Annotated in this window: 24 protein-coding genes; 16 read left to right on the top strand and 8 right to left on the bottom strand. The window is 63.7% G+C overall.

The genetic code is table 11. The annotated features are described in order from the left end of the window. Window positions 1-60 precede the first annotated feature (60 nt). The 10 genes from B5525_RS04485 (at window position 61) to B5525_RS04440 (ending at window position 7,348) form a co-directional block, all read left to right on the top strand. On the top strand, window positions 61-285 hold the full coding sequence (locus B5525_RS04485; protein WP_079572932.1) for an AbrB/MazE/SpoVT family DNA-binding domain-containing protein: 225 nt from the start codon (window positions 61-63) through the stop codon (window positions 283-285). 13 nt (window positions 286-298) lie between these two features. Then, on the top strand, window positions 299-700 hold the full coding sequence (locus B5525_RS04480; RefSeq protein WP_079564922.1) for a type II toxin-antitoxin system death-on-curing family toxin: 402 nt from the start codon (window positions 299-301) through the stop codon (window positions 698-700). A 103-nt stretch (window positions 701-803) separates the two neighbouring features. Beyond that, the gene (locus B5525_RS04475) at window positions 804-956 is read left to right on the top strand and encodes an aa3-type cytochrome c oxidase subunit IV (protein WP_079564921.1); all 153 of its coding nucleotides are present in this window, start codon (window positions 804-806) and stop codon (window positions 954-956) included. 133 nt (window positions 957-1,089) lie between these two features. Beyond that, the gene (locus B5525_RS04470) at window positions 1,090-2,217 is read left to right on the top strand and encodes a Re/Si-specific NAD(P)(+) transhydrogenase subunit alpha (RefSeq protein ID WP_079564920.1); all 1,128 of its coding nucleotides are present in this window, start codon (window positions 1,090-1,092) and stop codon (window positions 2,215-2,217) included. 12 nt (window positions 2,218-2,229) lie between these two features. Then, window positions 2,230-2,547 carry a proton-translocating transhydrogenase family protein gene (locus tag B5525_RS04465; protein ID WP_079564919.1) on the top strand — a complete coding sequence of 106 codons (318 nt, stop codon included), beginning with the start codon at window positions 2,230-2,232 and terminating at the stop codon, window positions 2,545-2,547. A gap of 42 nt (window positions 2,548-2,589) precedes the next feature. Then, entirely contained in the window at window positions 2,590-3,987 is a 1,398-nt protein-coding gene (locus B5525_RS04460; RefSeq protein WP_079564918.1) for an NAD(P)(+) transhydrogenase (Re/Si-specific) subunit beta, read from the top strand. Window positions 3,988-4,005: 18 nt separating this feature from the next. Then, on the top strand, window positions 4,006-4,812 hold the full coding sequence (locus B5525_RS04455; RefSeq protein WP_079564917.1) for an alpha/beta hydrolase: 807 nt from the start codon (window positions 4,006-4,008) through the stop codon (window positions 4,810-4,812). Window positions 4,813-4,866: 54 nt separating this feature from the next. Further along, the gene (locus B5525_RS04450) at window positions 4,867-5,964 is read left to right on the top strand and encodes a calcium:proton antiporter (RefSeq protein ID WP_079564916.1); all 1,098 of its coding nucleotides are present in this window, start codon (window positions 4,867-4,869) and stop codon (window positions 5,962-5,964) included. 30 nt (window positions 5,965-5,994) lie between these two features. Continuing rightward, window positions 5,995-6,279: a cupin domain-containing protein gene (locus B5525_RS04445; protein ID WP_079572930.1), complete on the top strand. Its 285-nt coding sequence runs from the start codon at window positions 5,995-5,997 to the stop codon at window positions 6,277-6,279. A 97-nt stretch (window positions 6,280-6,376) separates the two neighbouring features. Continuing rightward, window positions 6,377-7,348 carry a hypothetical protein gene (locus tag B5525_RS04440; protein ID WP_079564915.1) on the top strand — a complete coding sequence of 324 codons (972 nt, stop codon included), beginning with the start codon at window positions 6,377-6,379 and terminating at the stop codon, window positions 7,346-7,348. Window positions 7,349-7,400: 52 nt separating this feature from the next. On the opposite strand, the gene B5525_RS04435 is transcribed toward B5525_RS04440, so the two are convergent. After that, on the bottom strand, window positions 7,401-7,973 hold the full coding sequence (locus B5525_RS04435) for a tetratricopeptide repeat protein (protein ID WP_244567828.1): 573 nt from the start codon (window positions 7,971-7,973) through the stop codon (window positions 7,401-7,403). A gap of 202 nt (window positions 7,974-8,175) precedes the next feature. Further along, complete coding sequence (gene rpsU, locus B5525_RS04430; protein WP_079564913.1) at window positions 8,176-8,481, bottom strand: 30S ribosomal protein S21; 306 nt, start codon at window positions 8,479-8,481, stop codon at window positions 8,176-8,178. 252 nt (window positions 8,482-8,733) lie between these two features. Here rpsU and aqpZ point away from each other — a divergent pair, with 252 nt between their 5' ends. Then, on the top strand, window positions 8,734-9,456 hold the full coding sequence (gene aqpZ, locus B5525_RS04425; protein ID WP_079564912.1) for an aquaporin Z: 723 nt from the start codon (window positions 8,734-8,736) through the stop codon (window positions 9,454-9,456). A gap of 11 nt (window positions 9,457-9,467) precedes the next feature. Here aqpZ and B5525_RS04420 read toward each other — a convergent pair whose 3' ends face one another. After that, window positions 9,468-10,568 (bottom strand): 5-(carboxyamino)imidazole ribonucleotide synthase, encoded by a 1,101-nt coding sequence (locus tag B5525_RS04420; protein WP_079564910.1) that lies wholly within the window; start codon window positions 10,566-10,568, stop codon window positions 9,468-9,470. Then, window positions 10,565-11,053 carry a 5-(carboxyamino)imidazole ribonucleotide mutase gene (gene purE / locus B5525_RS04415; RefSeq protein ID WP_079564908.1) on the bottom strand — a complete coding sequence of 163 codons (489 nt, stop codon included), beginning with the start codon at window positions 11,051-11,053 and terminating at the stop codon, window positions 10,565-10,567. Before purE ends, B5525_RS04420 begins: the two co-directional genes overlap by 4 nt. 182 nt (window positions 11,054-11,235) lie before the next feature. On the opposite strand from purE, the gene B5525_RS04410 reads away from it, so the two are divergent. Together B5525_RS04410 and B5525_RS04405 are read left to right on the top strand one after the other, a co-directional pair. Next, on the top strand, window positions 11,236-11,964 hold the full coding sequence (locus B5525_RS04410; RefSeq protein ID WP_079564907.1) for a GGDEF domain-containing protein: 729 nt from the start codon (window positions 11,236-11,238) through the stop codon (window positions 11,962-11,964). 65 nt (window positions 11,965-12,029) lie between these two features. Then, a complete protein-coding gene (locus B5525_RS04405; RefSeq protein WP_079564905.1) occupies window positions 12,030-13,181 on the top strand; it encodes an epoxide hydrolase family protein in 1,152 nt (383 codons plus the stop codon). Between the two features lie 28 nt (window positions 13,182-13,209). Here B5525_RS04405 and B5525_RS04400 read toward each other — a convergent pair whose 3' ends face one another. Then, window positions 13,210-13,461 (bottom strand): hypothetical protein, encoded by a 252-nt coding sequence (locus B5525_RS04400; protein ID WP_079564904.1) that lies wholly within the window; start codon window positions 13,459-13,461, stop codon window positions 13,210-13,212. A gap of 36 nt (window positions 13,462-13,497) precedes the next feature. Further along, on the bottom strand, window positions 13,498-13,704 hold the full coding sequence (locus tag B5525_RS04395; RefSeq protein ID WP_079564902.1) for a hypothetical protein: 207 nt from the start codon (window positions 13,702-13,704) through the stop codon (window positions 13,498-13,500). Between the two features lie 219 nt (window positions 13,705-13,923). Between B5525_RS04395 and B5525_RS04390 the strand changes: the two genes are divergently transcribed. Continuing rightward, entirely contained in the window at window positions 13,924-14,304 is a 381-nt protein-coding gene (locus tag B5525_RS04390) for a response regulator (protein ID WP_079564901.1), read from the top strand. Window positions 14,305-14,429: 125 nt separating this feature from the next. Here the strand turns inward: B5525_RS04390 and B5525_RS04385 are convergent, their stop codons facing one another. After that, the gene (locus tag B5525_RS04385) at window positions 14,430-14,636 is read right to left on the bottom strand and encodes a YdcH family protein (RefSeq protein WP_079564899.1); all 207 of its coding nucleotides are present in this window, start codon (window positions 14,634-14,636) and stop codon (window positions 14,430-14,432) included. 240 nt (window positions 14,637-14,876) lie between these two features. Here B5525_RS04385 and B5525_RS04380 point away from each other — a divergent pair, with 240 nt between their 5' ends. Beyond that, a complete protein-coding gene (locus B5525_RS04380) occupies window positions 14,877-15,062 on the top strand; it encodes a YdcH family protein (protein ID WP_079564898.1) in 186 nt (61 codons plus the stop codon). A 145-nt stretch (window positions 15,063-15,207) separates the two neighbouring features. Here the strand turns inward: B5525_RS04380 and B5525_RS04375 are convergent, their stop codons facing one another. Next, window positions 15,208-16,311, bottom strand: coding sequence for an NAD(P)/FAD-dependent oxidoreductase (locus tag B5525_RS04375; RefSeq protein ID WP_079564896.1), 1,104 nt, complete (start codon window positions 16,309-16,311; stop codon window positions 15,208-15,210). 288 nt (window positions 16,312-16,599) lie between these two features. Between B5525_RS04375 and B5525_RS04370 the strand changes: the two genes are divergently transcribed. Further along, on the top strand, window positions 16,600-19,293 hold the full coding sequence (locus B5525_RS04370) for a sensor domain-containing protein (protein WP_079564895.1): 2,694 nt from the start codon (window positions 16,600-16,602) through the stop codon (window positions 19,291-19,293). The last annotated feature ends 16 nt before the right edge of the window (window positions 19,294-19,309 follow it).

The raw sequence follows: 19,309 nt of genomic DNA, 5'->3' as shown, positions 1-19,309 counted from the left end.
GGCTCGAATTCATTGAACGAACTCGGAGCAATTGTGCTCAACGAAAAGGACGATTTCACAATGAAAATCGAAATCAAAAAGATCGGGAATTCCGACGGTCTTCTGCTCCCTCGCGAATTGATGCAGCGGCTCGACCTCAAGCGAGGTCAGGAACTGCACATCACCGAACTCGCTGGTGGCGGATTTCAAGCAATGCCGTACGATCCCGACTTCGAAAAGACCATGGAAATAGCCGACCAGGTTATGGACAAGTACAAGGACACGCTCGCGGCTCTCGCCAAATAAGTCGAGCACTCCAATGAGCGAGCCGAACGAGCCGCTCTGGATCACTTACGAGCAGGCCATCGCAATCCATGGCCGCCAGTTGCGCCGCTTCGGCGGAGCTCCAGGCTTGCGTGATGAAGGCATGCTGCGGTCGGCGCTTGAGCGTCCGATCAATAAATGGCGGTACGAACAATCTGAGATGGCTGAACTTGCGGCTGCCTATGCCTTTGGGCTCGCGAAAAATCACGCCTTCGTCGATGGCAATAAGCGCATCGCCTTCATGGCAATGACAGTATTCCTTCACAAAAACGGCGTCGCTTTCGAGCCCGATCCCGCGCACGCCACGGCCATCATCCTCTCTCTTGCCGCCGGCGAGGTCAGCGAGGAAAGCCTGACCCGCTGGATCCGGGACAATTGGCCGCCCGAGGCCCGCTAGTCCCTCGCAATCGCAGCTGGTGCACAAAAGGCCCGTGGCCGTTGCTCTCTCCCGTGGATTCCGGTAATTCCACCGCAAGACGCAAGAAATCACCGGAGACACCATGGCTGAACATAACGAAGTGGCCTACACGACCGCCGACGGCAACGATTATCCGGCGCATGAGCAGACCTATGAAGGTTTCATCATGCTGGTGAAGTACGGCACTCTCGCCGTCGTCTTCATCGTCGCCATGATGGGGCTGTTTCTGACCTGATGCATCGGCCGCGCCGCCGCCCGGCGGAGCGTTTTAGAAAAATTGCACGCAATCCGGTCACGAAACCGGTATTCATCCCCGCGGGAGAAACGCTAGTTTGCGCGCGCGCCCGTCTCGCGCCGCCGGAGGCTATATGAAGATTGCCGTCGCCAAGGAAATCGACCCCTCCGAGCCGCGGGTCGCCGCATCGCCCGATACCGTGAAGAAATTCAAGGCTCTGGGCGTCGATGTCGCCGTCGAGCCCGGCGCCGGGATTAAGTCGGGGCTGCCGGATGCCGAATTCACCGCGGCCGGCGCTACCGTCAGCGCCGACGCGGTCAAGGACGCTGACATCGTTATCAAGGTGAAGCGGCCCGAGGCGTCCGAGCTTGGCAAATACAAGCGCGGCGTGCTGGTCGTCGCCATCATGGACCCCTATGGCAACGACGCCGCGCTGAAGGCGATGGCGGATTCCGGCATCTCGGCGTTTGCGATGGAATTGATGCCGCGCATTACCCGCGCGCAGGTGATGGACGTGCTGTCGAGCCAGGCCAATCTCGCCGGTTACCGTGCGGTGATCGAGGCGGCCGAGGCCTTCGGCCGCGCTTTCCCGATGATGATGACCGCGGCCGGCACCATTCCGGCGGCAAAAGTGTTCGTGATGGGTGTCGGCGTCGCCGGCCTGCAGGCCATCGCGACCGCGCGACGGCTCGGCGCCGTGGTCACCGCGAACGACGTGCGCCCTGCGACCAAGGAGCAGGTCGAAAGTCTCGGCGCCAAATTCCTCGCGGTCGAGGACGAGGAATTCAAGAACGCCCAGACCGCCGGCGGCTACGCCAAGGAAATGTCGAAAGAGTATCAGGCCAAGCAGGCCGCGCTCACCGCCGAGCATATCAAGAAGCAGGACATCGTGATCACGACGGCGCTGATCCCAGGCCGGCCGGCGCCAAAGCTCGTCAGCACCGAGATGGTCAAGTCGATGAAGCCGGGTTCGGTGCTGGTGGATCTCGCGGTCGAGCGCGGCGGCAATGTCGAGGGCGCAAAGCCCGGCGAAGTCGTCGATCTCGATGGCATCAAGATCGTCGGCTACACCAATGTCGCCGGCCGCGTCGCGGCCTCGGCGTCAAGCCTCTATGCGCGCAACCTGTTTTCCTTCATCGAGACGCTGGTAGACAAAACCACCAAGCAACTGGCGGTGAACTGGGACGACGAACTGGTCAAGGCTACCGCATTGACAAAGGACGGCGCCGTCATTCACCCGAACTTCCAGCCGAAGACCTAAAGGAGAGCCGCCATGGAACATATCGCGCAGGCCGTCGATCCCTTCGTGTTCCGGCTGTCGATTTTCGTGCTCGCCGTGTTCGTCGGCTATTTCGTGGTGTGGTCGGTGACCCCTGCGCTGCACACGCCGCTGATGTCGGTGACGAATGCGATTTCCTCGGTGATCGTGGTCGGCGCGCTGCTTGCGGTCGGCGTCGCGATGGTCGGCAGCGGCGGGGTATGGGCGCGCGGCTTCGGCTTTGTCGCGCTGATCTTTGCCTGCGTGAATATCTTCGGCGGCTTCCTGGTCACCCAGCGCATGCTCGCGATGTACAAGAAGAAGATCAAGTGAACGGCGTGCACCTCGTGGTGACGAAGACATTGGGGGCCTGAGATGAACGCCAATCTTGCTGCGGTTTTATACCTCGTCGCCGGGGTCCTGTTCATCCTGTCGCTGCGGGGCCTGTCGAGCCCGGCGTCATCGCGGCAGGGCAACTTCTTCGGCATGATCGGCATGGCGATCGCGGTGGGGACCACGCTCGCCGCGCATCCGCCGGCCGACGCCATCGGCTGGCTGCTCGTCGTCCTCGGCGTCGCCATCGGCGGCTCGATCGGCGCGGTGATCGCGCGGCGGGTGCCGATGACCTCGATGCCGGAACTGGTCGCCGCATTCCACTCGCTGGTCGGTATGGCCGCGGTGCTGGTCGCCGCCGGCGCGTTCTACGCACCCGAGGCCTTCGACATCGGCACGCCCGGAAACATCCATCCGCAGAGCCTGGTCGAAATGTCGCTCGGCGTCGCCATCGGCGCGCTGACGTTTACCGGCTCGGTGATCGCGTTCGCGAAGCTGTCGGGGCGCATGAGCGGCGCGCCGATCATCCTGCCGGCGCGGCACGTCATTAACATCGTGCTGGCCCTGGCCCTGGTGTTCTTTATCGTCGGCCTGGTGCTATCCGGCAGCGCGCTCGACTTCTGGCTGATCGTGATCCTGGCGCTGGTGCTCGGCGCGCTCCTGATCATCCCGATCGGCGGCGCCGACATGCCGGTCGTGATCTCGATGCTGAACTCCTATTCCGGCTGGGCCGCCGCCGGCATCGGCTTCACGCTCGGCAACTCGGCGCTGATCATCACCGGCGCGCTGGTCGGATCATCCGGCGCCATCCTGTCCTACATCATGTGCCACGCCATGAACCGCTCCTTCATCTCGGTCATCCTCGGCGGCTTCGGTGGCGAGACCGCTGCCGCGGGCGGCGGCACCGGCGAAGTGCGCCCGGTCAAACTGGGCTCGGCGGATGATGCGGCCTTCATCATGAAGAACGCGCAGAAGGTGATCATCGTGCCCGGCTACGGCATGGCGGTGGCGCAGGCGCAGCACGCGCTGCGCGAGATGGCGGACACGCTCAAGAAGGAAGGCGTCGAGGTGAAATACGCCATTCATCCCGTCGCGGGCCGCATGCCCGGCCACATGAACGTGCTGCTCGCCGAAGCCAATGTGCCCTATGACGAGGTGTTCGAACTCGAGGACATCAATTCGGAATTCGCCCAGGCCGACGTCGCCTTCGTGATCGGCGCTAACGACGTCACCAATCCGGCCGCCGAGGACGATCCGAAATCGCCGATCTACGGCATGCCGGTGCTGCAGGTCTGGAAGGCCGGCACCGTGATGTTCATCAAGCGCTCGCTCGCCTCCGGCTATGCCGGCATCGACAATCCGCTGTTCTACCGCGACAACACCATGATGCTGCTCGGCGACGCCAAGAAGATGACCGAGAACATCGTCAAGGCGATGTAAGCCCCCTCACGGGAAATCATGACCGTCCTGAAATGGCTTGTCGGTCTCGCAGCGGGCGGCTATCTCGGCGGTCTTGCCCTCCTTTACTTCGCGCAGCGGGCGTTGATGTTTCCGATCCCGGAGAGGGTGCGCGCCGCTCCCGAAGCTGTCGGTTTTCGCGAGGCCGAGGAACATACGCTCACCACGACGGATGGCGAGAAGGTCATCGTCTGGCACGTGCCGGCCAAGCCGGGCCATGCGGTCGTCATCTATTTTCCCGGCAACGGAGATTTTCTGGCGGCACTCGTCAGCCATTTTCGCAACATGACCGCTGACGGGACCGGGCTCGTCGCGCTGTCCTATCGGGGTTATGCCGGTTCGAGCGGACGGCCCAGCGAGCAGGGGCTGCTCAGCGATGCCGCGGCGGCCTATGCCTTTGCGGCGGCGCGCTACGGCGCGGACCGGATGGTCCTCTGGGGTTTTTCGCTGGGTAGCGGCGTCGCGGTCGCGCTGGCGGTCGATCGCGCGGTCGGAAAGGTCATATTGGAAGCTCCCTACACGTCAGTGGCGGATGTTGCCGGTTCGCTGTTCTGGTATGCGCCGGTGCGCTGGCTGATACGGGATTCGTTTCGCTCCGATCAGCGCATCGCGCGAATGACGGCTCCGCTGCTGATCATGCATGGTGCGCGGGATGCCACCATTCCGATCCACCTTGGCGAGCGATTGTTCGCGCTCGCGCGAGAGCCGAAACAATTCGTGCGGTTTGCCGATGGCGGTCATAACAATCTCGACGACTACGGGGCGATCGAAACGGCCCGGCGGTTCATCAATGCTGCAAAAAGCTGACGGCTGCCGCGGTTTGGCGCATAGTTCAGGCCCCGACTTTGAAAATGAGGTCACATGAGTGCGCACGGCCCGATGCCGCGATCGGCGTGGATATTCCCGGCCCTGGCCGTGTTGTTTTTCGCAGGCGCCACCGCGCTCGGCGTCACCTTCACGCCGTCGGCGGCCGGATCGGCCTTTGCGGCGGCCCTGCTGGTGATCCTGTTCGGCACGGTGTTCGCGGCCGTGCATCATGCCGAGGTGATCGCCGAGCGGGTCGGCGAGCCCTACGGCACGCTGCTGTTGACGCTGGCGGTCACGGTGATCGAGGTGGCGCTGATCGCCACCATCATGCTGGGCGATAAGCCGGTGCCCACTTTGGCGCGCGACACCGTATTCGCAGTGGTGATGATCGTCTGCAACGGCCTCGTTGGGATCTGCATCCTCGCAGGCGGCCTGCGCTACCGCGAGCAGGACGTCCAGGTCGCGGGATCGAACCTCTATCTCAGCGTCCTGATCGTGATGGGGACCATCACGCTGATCATGCCCAACTATACGCTGACCACGCCGGGGCCGGTCTATTCCGCCGTCCAGCTCGGCTTCGTCAGCGTCGTTACCCTGCTGCTTTATGCGGTGTTCCTCTATACCCAGACCGTCCGTCATCGCGGCTATTTCGTCGGCAGCGAACACGATCCCGGCGCAGACGGGCGTCCGCTGTCGAACGCCATGCTGGGCTTGAGTATCACGCTGCTTTTGGTGTCGCTGTTGGCGGTCGTGCTGCTGGCAAAGAAATTCTCGCTGGTGGTGGATTTCGCAACCGCCAGGATCGGCGCGCCGCCGGCCTTCGCCGGCGTCCTGGTGGCGCTCCTGATCCTCTTGCCGGAGAGCGTCGCCGCCCTCGCCGCCGCGCGCAAGAACGACCTGCAGAAGAGCATGAACCTCGCGCTCGGCTCGTCGTTGGCGACCATCGGGCTGACGATCCCGGCGGTCGCGGTGGCGGCCTATGCGCTGGACAAGCAGCTGGTGCTCGGGCTCGACCCGCAAAGCATGGTATTGCTGGGCCTGACCTTCATCCTGAGCATGCTGACCTTCGGCACCGGCCGTACCAACATCCTGTTCGGCCTGGTCCATGTGGTGGTATTTGCCGTATTCGTGTTCCTGGTGTTCGTGCCCTGAAGAGGCTGAAGAGGCTGAAGAGGAGTGACAATGCTCAGCGCCAAATCGGAGGTTCAGGTCGACACCGCGGAGGTCCGCGTCACCGAATGGCGGCTGGCGCCGGGCAGCGCCACCGGCCATCACACCCATGGCATGGACTACGTCATTGTTCCCGTCACGGCGGGTGAAATGACCATCGTGGCGCCCAACGGGGAACGTTCCAAGGCGCAGCTCAACGTCGGCAAATCCTACTTCCGGAAGGCCGGGGTCGAGCATGACGTGCTCAACGAAACCGCATCCGAGATCGTGTTCCTGGAAGTCGAATTGAAACAATGACTAACGGGTTTTAACCGATTGCCACCGATCCGTCGCAGTTGATCCCTCAATGTGCCTCAAAGTTTCAGCATCAAACCGGGGCTGGGAGTAGGCAGGCATGCTGAAAATCGTCTCGAAATTTACGATGGATATCTTGCCCTCGGTCATTGCGACCATCCTTGGGGCCTACATCGTTAATCATTACATCGTCGCCAAGCCCGACGCGCCTGCTGCCGCCGCGGTCTCCCCGGTCGACCCGAAGGCGGAGACCAGGACTGAAGCAAAGGCGGCTGAAGCAAAAGCGGCTGAAGCAAAGGCGGACGTAAAGCCGGAGACCGTAGGCGCCCTCCCGCAGCCGGGGGTCACGGCCAAGGGCATCTCCGAAAAAGCCATGCTCGAGCAGACCGCTGCTGAAAAGCCGGCGGTGGTCGAAAAGCCGGCTGTCGCTGAGAAGCCCATCGAGAAATCCGCTGATAAGCCGGCGGAAACCGCGAGCCTCCCGGCTGAAACCCGCCGTCACACGCCGGCGCCCCGCGAAAAGGCCGTTGCCAAGTCTGCCCCGGCCCCGGTCGCGCCGCCCACCCCCGCCGTGGCTGCCGCGCCTGTCGTTGCCGCTCCGGCTGCCGAGGCTGCGGCCGCGTCGGAAGAGCGTCGCGATGCCAACGAACTGGCGCGCGCGGCCATCGAGCGGCTGCGCGGCACCGGCGACGTTTCGCCGCGGCCGCAGGAAGCCGCCCGTGTCCCGGAAACGCCTCGCGTCATTGTAGCAGCGCCCCCGGTTGCAGCACCTGTCGCCTCCGCTCCCGCGGTTCGGCCGCTGCCGCCCCCGATCATGGTTTCCACCCCCGCCGGTGATGCCTTCAATGCGCCGACCGGATCAACGCCGGCGAAGCCCGCCCGCATCGACGATCCCCGCCGGCCGACTCCTCCCGCCGATATCCCGGAGGCGTCGCCGTCTCTGTCCTTGCCGCTGCCGGGACCGATGGATCTGCGCGCCGAAGCGGAGCCCCAGCGGCGCGAACACACCAATGTCGCCGAAGACATGCTGCTGGCGGCGAAGTCGGTGTTTCACGCGGTTTTGCCGAAATAGCGCGCACGACCTGATCGATCCGGTCCTGATCGTTCAAGTCTTGATTGATCCGTCAGGTCTTGCCACCGACGCGCGCCAGGCCGTTGCGCGCGGCTTCATCCCTGGGGCGCAGATTGATGGCGCGGCCGTATGATTCGGCGGCCCTGGCCTTGTCGCCGAGCCGTTCATAGGCCTGCCCGCGCGTGCTCCAGATCTGCGCGTTCTGCGGATCGGCCTGCGCCGCCTCGTCGAGATCGGCGGCGGCTTCCTTGGCCTTGTCGAGCGCGAGATAGCTGACCGCGCGGGCGAGCAGCGGCTCCGCCTGTTGCGGCTTCAGGCCATTGGCCGCGGTGAAATCGTCGATCGCCTGCTGATGCCGCTTGTCGCCTTGATAGAGCAGTCCGCGGCCATACAGCGCCTGCGCATTGTTGGGATCGAGTTCGACGGCGTGATTGAACTCCGCCAGCGCCTCTTCGGGTTTTCCGGATTTGGCAAGCACCTGGCCGTGCGTGGCGTAGACCTGCGCCTGGGCCACCGCGGCTCCCGCCGGAGCGGGTTTTGGCTCTTCCTTATCCGACGTGGACGAAAACGATCCCAGGTCGAAAGAGCAGCCGCCGAGCGCGATCGCGGCCAGCAGAACAGCCACGGGCGCGCGCCAGCCGGAACGCAAGGTTCCGGAGAGAGAAGACGGGACCGGAAGGACCATGAGATGCGGAATGCTCGCGCGGCTTACGTCCTATTGTTAGCCTGCCGCGCCCCGAAATGCATCGGCCAAAAATGCGTACGCACAAACAACAACGCGAGCCGTAAGGCTCGCGTCACCGAACTCAAATCTGAGAAACCTTCGATCAGCGCGGGCCGCGCGGACCTGCACCGGGACCGCCACGACCGCCGGCGCCACCGCGCTCGGCACCGGGACCGGCGCCAAACACCGGCTTCGGCTTCATCGGCAGCAGGCCTTCGCGCTGCAGCTTCTTGCGAGCGAGCTTGCGCGCACGGCGCACGGCTTCGGCCTTTTCCCGGGCCTTCTTCTCGGAGGGCTTTTCGTAGTGACCGCGGAGCTTCATCTCGCGGAAAATACCCTCGCGCTGCATCTTCTTCTTCAGCGCCTTGAGGGCTTGATCGACATTGTTATCGCGAACGAGAACCTGCACGCGGCATCCTCTTTCAATTGGTCGGATTGGAATTCTGATAAAGCAAAGGGCCGGCAAAAGGCCTGGCCCTTAACCTTGAGCGCGCGGATGTATCAGACAATGCCGCCGATGTCCATCTGTGAAGCGGGTTTCCCGGCCAAGTAAAGCCATGAAAAGCGGCGAATCTGTCGTGGTTGGCCCTGATTCGGCGCCCAGACCAGGGCTGTTCCCGGAGTTTTGAGCGACCCGGCTATAAATCAGGGGAGACGCGACATGGATGTGAAGAAATATGCCGCTGAGGCCATCGGCACGTTCTGGCTGACATTTGCGGGATGCGGCAGCGCTGTGATCGCTGCGGGCTTTCCGCAAGTGGGTATTGGGCTGGTCGGGGTGTCCCTTGCGTTCGGGTTGAGCGTCGTGACCATGGCCTATGCGATCGGTCACGTGTCCGGCTGCCATCTCAACCCCGCGGTGACGGTCGGCCTCGCCGCCGGCGGGCGCTTTCCGACCGGGCAGATCGCGCCCTATGTGATCGCACAGGTGATCGGCGCCGTTGCCGCCTCTGCGCTGCTATATGTGATTGCGAGCGGCGCCGCCGGCTTCGACGTCGCCAAGGGCTTTGCCGCGAACGGCTATGACGCGCATTCGCCCGGCCATTATAGCCTGGTGGCATGCTTCATCATGGAAGTCGTGATGACGATGATGTTTCTGTTCATCATCATGGGCGCCACCCATGGCAACGCGCCCGCGGGCTTCGCGCCGCTGGCCATCGGGCTTACGCTGGTGATGATCCATCTGGTCAGCATTCCCGTGACCAACACGTCGGTCAATCCGGCGCGCAGCACCGGACCGGCGCTGTTCGTCGGCGGCTGGGCGCTGGCGCAGCTTTGGCTTTTCTGGCTGGCGCCCTTGATCGGCGGCGTGCTGGGTGGTGTGCTCTATCGCTGGCTTAGCGCGCAGCCGGACGGCGTTGTCGCGGGGCGCACTTCGGCTTGATGCGACGGCGGCTATTTTTCGCGCGCCGATACCTGCGTCACGTGTCCCATTTTGCGGCCCGGGCGCGGCGCCCCCTTACCATAGAGGTGGATGGTAGCGCCGGGGATGGTCAGCCATTGCTCATAGTCGTTGATATCGTCCCCGATCAGGTTGGTCATGGTGACCGGACCGTGGCGGACCGGCTTGCCGAGCGGCCAGCCGGCGATGGCGCGGATGTGCTGCTCGAATTGCGAGATCGAGGCGCCGTCCAGGGTCCAGTGTCCGGAATTGTGCACACGGGGCGCGATCTCGTTGACCAGGACCTTCGGCCCCGCCTCACATTGCACCACGAACATCTCGACCGCGAGCACGCCGACGTAATTCAGGGCGCTCGCGATCTTCTCCGCAACCGCGCGCGCCTCGCTAGCCAGCGCATCGGAAATATTGGCCGGCGCCCGCGAAATTTTCAGGATGTGGTCGCGATGCTCGTTTTCGGTGACGTCGAAGCATTCGACATGGCCGTCCGCCGAGCGCGCGGCGATCACGGAGATCTCGCACTGGAACGGAATGAACGCCTCGAGGATGGCGGATTTGGTACCGAGATCGTCCCAGATCCTGTCCGGATCGTCGCCCGCGCGGATGATCGCCTGGCCCTTGCCGTCATAGCCGAAGCGGCGGGTCTTGAGTACGGCCGGCAGGCCGATGCGCGAGATCGCGGCCCACAGGCTCGCGGCCGACGACACATCGGCGTAATCGGCTGTGCCGATGCCGAGCCGTTTCACGAAGTCCTTTTCGGCGAGCCGGTCCTGCGTGGTCTCCAGGATTTTCCGGTCGGGCAGCACCGGGCGGCGCGCGCCGAGGACCATCGCGGCTGCGGACGGCACGTTCTCGAATTCATAGGTGATGACGTCGACGTCGTTCGCGAATAATTCCAGCGCCTCGACATCGGCATATTCGGCGCAGGTCGCGTTCAGCACCACGTCGAACGCCGGCGAATCCGGATCCGGCGAAAACACGTGACAGCGCAGGCCGAGCCGCGCCGCCGCCATTGCCAGCATCCGGCCCAATTGTCCGCCGCCGAGAATTCCGATGGTGTCGCCGGGCTTCAGCTTCACCTTGAGTGGAGCCGTCACGCCGGATCCTCCGGACGCTCGCCGACCGCATCGGTCTGCGCCTTGCGCCAGGCAGCGAGCCTGCCCGCGAGCGCTTTATCGTTCAGCGCGAGCACGCTGGCCGCCAGCAGCGCGGCGTTGATGGCGCCGGCCTTGCCGATCGCCAGCGTTCCGACCGGGACGCCGGCCGGCATCTGGACCATGGAATAGAGCGAATCGACGCCGGACAGCGCCTTGGATTCGATGGGGACGCCGAATACCGGCAATTCCGTCAGCGACGCCGTCATGCCCGGCAGATGCGCCGCGCCGCCGGCGCCGGCGATGATGATCTTGACGCCGGCCGCCTTGGCCCCCCTGGCAAAGGCAAACATCCGCTCCGGCGTGCGATGCGCCGAGACGATGTGTTTGTCGCAGGCCACCCCGAGCGCTCCCAGGGTTTCTGCGGCGTGGCGCATGGTCTCCCAGTCCGACTGGCTTCCCATGATGATGGCGACGGGGGCGGGCATGTGGTTAATTCTTTCGGGAATCCAAAAACATAGGCCGGATTATAGGATCGGCCCGAGGTTCGGCAAGGCGCGGCAAGGGGTCCGGAATGGACTATCCTGTCTTGGTGAATTCCGGCAAGCCTTCTTAGCGCATGATTCCAGCCCGAAGGGCTGCGTCAACGCCACGTGGAAGCGGGTTTGAGATGCCCAGGAACCAGAAAACAGGGGCGGCCGCCCCCAAAACGTCAAAGCCCAAAGCTGCGAAACGCCGCAAAAATGGGGTGGACAAGCGCAAGGTCGTGCCGCGCCTGGCCCGGCCGGCGAAGCAGCCAAAACCAGTGCCCCGGCTGCCGGTCGGCCCCAAGGACGCCAGGCCCGCGATTCGCAGGCTGCGGACCGAACTGGCGCGCGCGCGGAAGCGGATCGAGGAACTGGAAGCGTCGGCGGATACGGATTTCCTGCTGGATATTCCGAATCGGCGCGGCTTCGAGCGAGAGTTCCACCGGGCGATCTCCTACATCAAGCGCTATCACGCGAGCGGCGCGCTGGTCGTGCTCGACGTCGATGGCCTAAAGCCGATCAACGATGCCTTCGGGCATGCCGCCGGCGATCAGGTCCTGAAGGCCGTCGCGGCCACGCTGCTGCGCCTTGTGCGTTCCTCCGACGTGGTCGGGCGGCTCGGCGGCGACGAGTTCGCGGTTCTGCTGTGGAACCTGAGCGAGACCGATGCCAAGGCGAAAGCGGCCTCGCTGGAACAGGCCATCGACCGGCTCACTTTCACCTTTCGTGGCCGCGACGTCACCGCGGGCGCATCGGCCGGCGTTGCCATTCTCGGCCCGCATGCGGAAGCCGGCCGCGCGCTCGAGGAAGCCGACAGCGCGATGTATGTGCGCAAGGCGCAACGGAGGCATGAGATAACGCCTCAACATTGACGCCGCTGCCTCTGGACCAGCGCGGTGAGTTTCTAGAGACTGCAGAGGTCGAGCCGAGCAGGATCATGAAACCGACCGGATTCAGTCTTCGCATCCCGGATGCCGATATCGCCGATCTCCGCGACCGGCTCGCCCGCACACGCTTCCCTGACCAGGCGCCCGGTGACGCCTGGGCTTACGGCACCGATGTCGCTTATCTGCAACGGCTAACCGAATACTGGCGCAACGAGTTTGACTGGCGAGCCGAGGAAGCCGCGCTGAATGCCTTTCCGCAATTCCGTGTCGCGCTGCACGACATCGACCTGCACTATTTGCATGTGCCCGGGGTTGGCCCCGACCCGATGCCGTTGCTCCTGCTGCATGGCTGGCCCGGTTCGGTATTTGAATTTATCGACATCATTCCACGCCTGACCGACCCCGTGCGCTTCGGCGGCGATGCGCGCGATGCCTTCACCGTCGTCGCGCCGTCATTGCCCGGCTATGGGCTTTCCTTCCGGCCCGGCCAAAAGCGGTTTGGCGTTCCGGAGATGGCGGATTGCGTCGCCGCGCTGATGCATGACGTGCTCGGTTATGCCCGATTTGCTGCGCAGGGCGGCGATTGGGGTGCGGCGGTCTCAAGCCGGCTCGGTTACGCACATGCCGATCGGATGATCGGTATCCACATCAATTTGATGATGGCCGCAGGCCGCGATCCCTCGGCTTTTCCCAACCCGAACGAGGAGGAGCGGCGCTACCTCGGCGAGCTTGGGCATTGGATGCGGGAAGAGACCGGCTATCAGTCGATCCAGGGCACCCGTCCTCAGACGCTGGCCTTCGCCTTGACGGATTCGCCGGCGGGCCTAGCTGCCTGGATCGTGGAGAAATTCCGCGCCTGGTCCGATTGCGGCGGCGAGGTGGAGCGCGCGATCAGCCGCGACCGCATGCTCGCCGATATCTCGCTCTACTGGTTCACCGGAGCGATCGGTTCCTCGTTCTGGCCCTATTATGCCCGCCTTCACGGTTCGGCGATCCTGCCCCCGGGCGATACGATTTCGGTGCCTACGGGCTACGCCGAATTCCCGCGCGAGATCGTCAAGCCACCGCGCACGGCGGCGGCACGCGTCTTCACCGACATCCGCCGTTGGAGCATCATGCCCAGGGGTGGACACTTCGCAGCCCTGGAGCAGCCGGATCTACTCGCCAGCGAAGTGCGCGCCTTCTTCCGGGAATTGCGGTAACTCCGCAACCATTCTCTCAACACTAATCTCACAACCCGCTCAGATCGTCGGGCACGTTGCCGAACTTCCTGAGCAACTGCGCGTCGCCGAATTCGCCGATCATGGGATCGCCGCTGCGGCTGAAGGCGACCGCGCCGATGCTGCCGGGAACCCGCGACAAGACTTCCGCGCGGCGCGTTGCCGCCGACGAACTCTGGCATTCCTCCGCAGCGCCGGCGACCGGCGAGCCGCCCTCGTCCTGCAGGAACGGCATTGCGACGTAATAGGTGACATCGGCCATGGTCGTGCTCCGATCCGTGGGCTCCGGTTCGATCGCTCAGGCGGCGTCGCTGTTCGACAGTCCGGCTGGCGCGCAGCCGCAGGAAATCGCCGCCTGCAATTCGTTGAGTTCGTTTTCCAGATATTCGTTGGCCATGATCAGCGCTTTGATCGTGCTGCGCAGATTGCCGTCGCACATCGCGATCGCCTGGTCGCAGGCCTGCTCGTAACGGCTGACGTCGGATGGGCAAGAGGCTTCGGGCATAGCGGTGCTCCCGGGGACAGCTGAAAGGGTAGTTGTAATGTTCCTATTTTGTTCTCGTGGTGTCAAGTGGGCTCCAGTCAGTCCGGTCGACGAATCCACAGTCGGAAGCGGCGGGGCCAGCCCGCGGGATCCGCCGGACCGAAGCCGGTCTGAAAGTCCAAGCCAGGGAACGAAAACAACATCCGGCGCTTAACGCCTTGTCGCAGGGGAGTGGGCCGGATGGGTCTTGTTGAGTCCAGGAGACCCGTGGTGCTGGTCGTGGAGGACGAGTTTCTGCTTCGAATGGACGCGGTCGATATCATCGCGGAGGCCGGGTTCGAGGTTGTCGAAGCGGCCAATGCCGATCAGGCCATCGACATTCTGGAAGCGCGCCGGGACATCACCGTGGTTTTCACCGATATCCAGATGCCGGGCTCGATGGACGGGTTGAAGCTCGCGCGCGCGGTGCGCGGCCGCTGGCCGCCGATCAAGATCGTGGCGACCTCCGGCCATGTCGGCGTGAGGGAAACGGACCTGCCGGAGGGCGGGCGCTTTCTGCCAAAACCCTATAGTTCCACCGAGGTGACGGGCGTGCTGCGCGATCTGACGACCGGCACCTGAACCCATGGGGTTTTCGAGCGAAGCCTGTTCGGCATTTGATGCGGGCGTGATACCGGCTCGGGTGGAGAAAACGCGTTAATGAACCTGGAGCTTCGGTTCTGATTTCCATCAGCACCGATCCGGCTTCAGGCAATGATATCAGGCGTGATCTGGTCTTCGATGAAGGCGATACGGTCGCGCAATTGCAGCTTACGTTTCTTCAACCGTTGCAACCGCAACAAGTCCGGCGCGGGAGATTGATGCAAGGCATCGATCGCCGCGTCGAGATCGCGGTGCTCCTGCTGCAGCCGTGCGAGCTCGTTGGCGAGTTCGCGCTCATCTTCGTCGGTCATGATGTACGTTAGCTGAAAAACGCGATGAGATATTGAAGGGGTGCGGAAACGGCTCAATCGAATATCGTCCTTGCCGGGCCGGCGCGCAAGCTGGCGCGGGTTCCCTACTCACGATTCGTTACAGATGTCGCCGGAAAAATGAGGCCGCCATTTTCGATCCCCATCGACAGATTCCCTCACTCGTGTACACTTGGTCGTCCGGATCGAATCTGAGGTCTCAATCAACCGAGGAGGTTTCGTATGGCAATTCAGGCGCATCTCGTTGAACTGGAACGGAAACACAAGGTTCTTGAAAACGAATTGCATGAAGCTCTCGTGCATCTCTCAACAGACGATATGCAGATTGTCGAACTGAAGCGCCGGAAACTGATGGTTAAGGACGAAATCGAGCGGTTGAGACATACCGCCGGCGAAACGCTGCACTAGCGCTCGCCACTCTCCCAAGGTCCCCGCAAATTTACTGGTCATTGAGAGCTGCACGCTTTGGCGTGCCGCGACCGATGGGCCTGCCGGTCGCCCCGGAGACCGCCGACGTGGTTCGCACCTCCGGGCGATGCGCCTTGTCTGAGGCTCATACCCCTGCCAGATCGCCGACATACTCGGCGATCGCCAGGGACGACGTCAGTCCCGGTGACTCGATCCCGAACAGATTGATCAGCCCGTCCACGCCATGCTCCCGCGGCCCCTGGATGAGGAAGTCCTGCGTGGCGACGGCAGGCGGCACGATCTTCGGCCGAATGCCCGAATAGCTCGGCATCAGCGCGCCGTCCGGCAGCGTCGGCCAGTAACGCCGGATTGCCGGATAGAACCGCTCCGCCCGCGCCGGGTCGACGGCGTAATCCACTTTCTCGACCCACTCCACGTCGGGCCCGAACCGGGCCTGTCCCGCCATGTCGAGGGTGAGGTGCACGCCGAGCCCGCCGGGCTCGGGCACCGGATAGATCAGATGCGAGAACGGCGCCCGCGCGCTGCAGCTGAAATAATTTCCCTTGGCGAGATAGGCCGGCGGTATCAGCTCGATCGGCATCCCGTCGATGTTGCGCGCGACCGCGGGCGCGTTGAGCCCTGCGGCGTTGACGAGCAGCCGGCATTCAAGCGACATTGGCGCGTCGCCGCCGGCGTCGAGCTCGATGCGGCCCTCTGCCGCCCTGGCGTGCAGCAGCGGTGTGTGAAACGCGCAGGCCGCGCCAGCGTCTTCGGCGTCGCCACGCAGCGCCAGCATATAGGCATGGCTGTCGATGATGCCCGTGGAAGGCGACAGCAGCGCGGCGTCGCAGTTCAGCGCCGGCTCCAGCGCGCGAGCCTCCATGCCGGACAGGGTCTGCAGATCGCCGACGCCATTGGCCTCGGCGTGCGCCCTGATCGATTGCAGCTTTTCGGTTTCCTTCGGCGTGGTGGCGACGATCAGCTTGCCGCAATTGCGATGCGGGATGCCGTGATCCCCGCAGTATCGATAGAGCGCCCGCTTGCCGCCGACGCACATTTGCGCCATCAGGCTGCCGGCCTTGTAATAGATGCCGGCGTGGATCACCTCGCTGTTGCGGGACGACGTCGCCGTGCCGATCCCTTCGGCCGCTTCCAGCAAGATCACCTCGCGGCCGGCCTGCGCCAGCCGCCGCGCCACCGCGAGACCGATCACGCCCGCGCCGATAACGACGCACTCAACCTTGTCCATTCGCGCCTTCAGTTCCAGGACATCAATTTAACGTGTGCTTCGTTAAGTTGGCGCCCGTCCCGGGTCAATCGCGCGCATGCGCTATCGCCCGGTTCGCGACGATCTTTTTGAACGGACCCGCCGGGTTCGTTTCGGAACGCTTTCCGGAGCCGGATCGCGTTAGGGAAGCATTAATCATGTCAGGGCAATTGCCGTAATTTGAGTCACATTTTTGGGTTGTAAGGGTAGGCATTTACCCGATCCAAACGCGTCAAGACCGACACTCCGCCCGAAATGCGCGGGTGACTGATGGTTGGCAAGAACTGGCAGGCAGGCGGCAAGGACTTGATTCCTGCGCAGGCCTTCGTGTGCCTGGTCGTCACCGCAGCGCCGGTGCAGGCCGCCTGGGCTTTGTCCGATAATTTTGCGCCGCCGAGCTATCTCGGCTCCATCGATCCCAACACCGTCTGGGAATTGCTGATCGGCGGTATCGTCGTCTGCTCGTTTCTCGGGGCGGTCGCGCTGTGGATCTACACCGCTTTGCGCAGGTTCAAGCGCACGCAGTTGCGCAGAAGCGCATTCGTCAGTTCGGCGCTGAACAACCTCAGCCACGGCGTGATGATGACCAATGCGCAGAACCGTGTCGTGTTTTGCAACGACCGCTTTTTCGAGATCTACGGGCTCACGCGCGCCGACATCTCAAAGGATATGACCGGACGGGATCTGATCGAACTGAGGCGGAAGCGCGGGCAGGTTATCGTCAGCTTCGCGGAATTTGTCAGACAGGCCCGCGAGCCGGAGGGTTATGTCACTGAACTGCCCGACGGACGATCGGTCATCACCAAACTTTTCAAACTGCCGAACGGCGGGACGATCGGAACCCACGAAGACTGCACCGAGCAGCGCAGGCTTTCGCGGCAATTGGCGTCGACCAAGCAGTTTCTGGAATCGGTCCTCGACAATGTGCCGGTTTGCGTCGCCGCCAAGAACATCGATGACGGGCGCTACATATTCGCCAACCGCGCGTTCGAGCGCTTCTCGCGCCTTTCCCGCGATGCCATCGTCGGCAAACGCGCCAATGAGATATTCCGTCCCGAGACGACGGCCAGCATCGAAGCGGCGGACCAGGCGGCGGTCAACTCGCCCGACGGCCAGTTCAGCTCCGAATTCGAGGTCGAGCGCGGCTCGGAAAGGCGGGTTCTCTCGAGCATGCGCGTCATCGCGCGCAACGACAAGAACCAGCCGGAGTTCTTGATCGCGCTGTTCGACGACATCACCGACCGCCGTTCGCTTTCGCATGAACTGGAGAGCACCAAGAAATTCCTCGAACTGGTGGTCGACAACATTCCGGTCTCGCTGATCGTGGAGCGCGTCAGCGACGGACGCTATTTGCTGGCCAATCGCAGCGCCGAGGCGATCCTCAACCGGCGCCGCGAAGACGCCACCGGCCTCACCGCTTCCGATATCTTCAATCCCCGCGAAGCCAAGCTGATCATCGCCCGCGACGAGGCGGCGATCAAGAAGCGCGGCCTTTTGGTCGAGGAACATCCGATCAGCACCAAGGACGGCTTGCGGCTGTTCCTGACCCGGCGGATGACGGTGCTCGATGAGGCCGGCGACCCGCAATATCTGATCAAGACCCACGAGGATGTCACCGACCGCCGCCAGACCGAATCGCGCATGGCGCATATGGCTTATCACGACGGCCTCACCGATCTGCCGAACCGTGCCGCCTTCCTGCAGGCGCTCTCGCAAATGATCGAGGCCTGCGAGGGCACCGGTGAAGAATTCGCAGTGCTCTCGCTCGACCTCGACGGGCTGAAGGAAGTCAACGACGTGTTCGGCCATGCCACCGGCGACAAGGTCCTGATCGAAGTGGCGCACCGTCTGCTGGCCTCGGCGCGCGGCGGCGTCGTGGCCCGGCTTTCGGGCGACGAGTTCGGCTTGATCATCGACGGCAGGCAGCCGGTCGCCGGCATGCTGCTGGCCGAGCAGCTCGCCGAAGCGCTGACCAAGGAGTTCCAGATCGACGGCAAATCGGTGCGCGCCGGCGTCACGACGGGCATTTCGGTATTCCCGCACAACGGCGCCGACGCCGCTTCGCTGCTCGCCAATGCCGGCGCAGCCCTGTTCCGCGCCAAGGCCAAATCGCGCGGCTCGATCAGCATCTACGAGCCGGAGATGGACCAGCAGATCCGCGATCGCCGCGTGCTGCACCAGGATCTCTCGCTCGCGATCAAGAACGGCGAGCTGTCGCTGTATTACCAGCCGCAGGCGATGTCGCGCCACACCGTCGCGGCCAGCGAAATCATCGGTTTCGAGGCACTGGCCCGGTGGCTGCATCCGGTGCGCGGCTTCGTGCCGCCGAGCGATTTCATTCCGCTCGCCGAAGAGAGCGGCCTGATCGTCGAAATGGGCGAATGGATCCTGCGCGAGGCCTGCCGCGAGGCCGCCTCCTGGCCGCTGCCGCTTCAGATCGCGGTCAACCTGTCGCCGGCGCAATTCATGCACGGCGACGTCGTCAGTCTCGTGCACTCGATCCTGCTCGAAACCGGGCTGTCGCCGGGTCGGCTCGAGCTGGAAATCACCGAAGGCGTGCTGATCGAGGATTTCGACCGCGGCCTGGCACTACTGCGCCGGCTGAAGGCGCTCGGCGTGCGCATTTCGATGGACGATTTCGGCAGCGGCTATTCGTCGCTCTCCTATCTGCAGGCGTTCCCGTTCGACAAGATCAAGATCGACCGCGCCTTCGTCATCAATCTCGGCCGCAATCCGCAATCGGCCGCGATCATACGGGCCGTCATCGGCCTCGGCCACGGCCTGGAAATGTCGATCGTCGCCGAGGGCGTGGAAACCCAGGAGCAACTCGGCTTCCTCGCCGACGAAGGTTGCGACGTGGTGCAGGGCTATTTCCTCGGCAAACCGCTCCCGATCGGCCAGTACGCCGCGATGGTTGGCCGTAATGGCGGCAACACCTCGGAGCCCGCGCGCAAGACCGGATAAATTTTTTTCGGCTTGG

It is taken from the genome of Bradyrhizobium erythrophlei (genome assembly GCF_900129505.1).
Taxonomy (GTDB): Bacteria; Pseudomonadota; Alphaproteobacteria; order Rhizobiales; family Xanthobacteraceae; genus Bradyrhizobium; species Bradyrhizobium erythrophlei_D.
The sequence above is the reverse complement of the archived record's forward strand: the minus strand, read 5'-3'. Positions and strand labels throughout refer to the sequence as shown.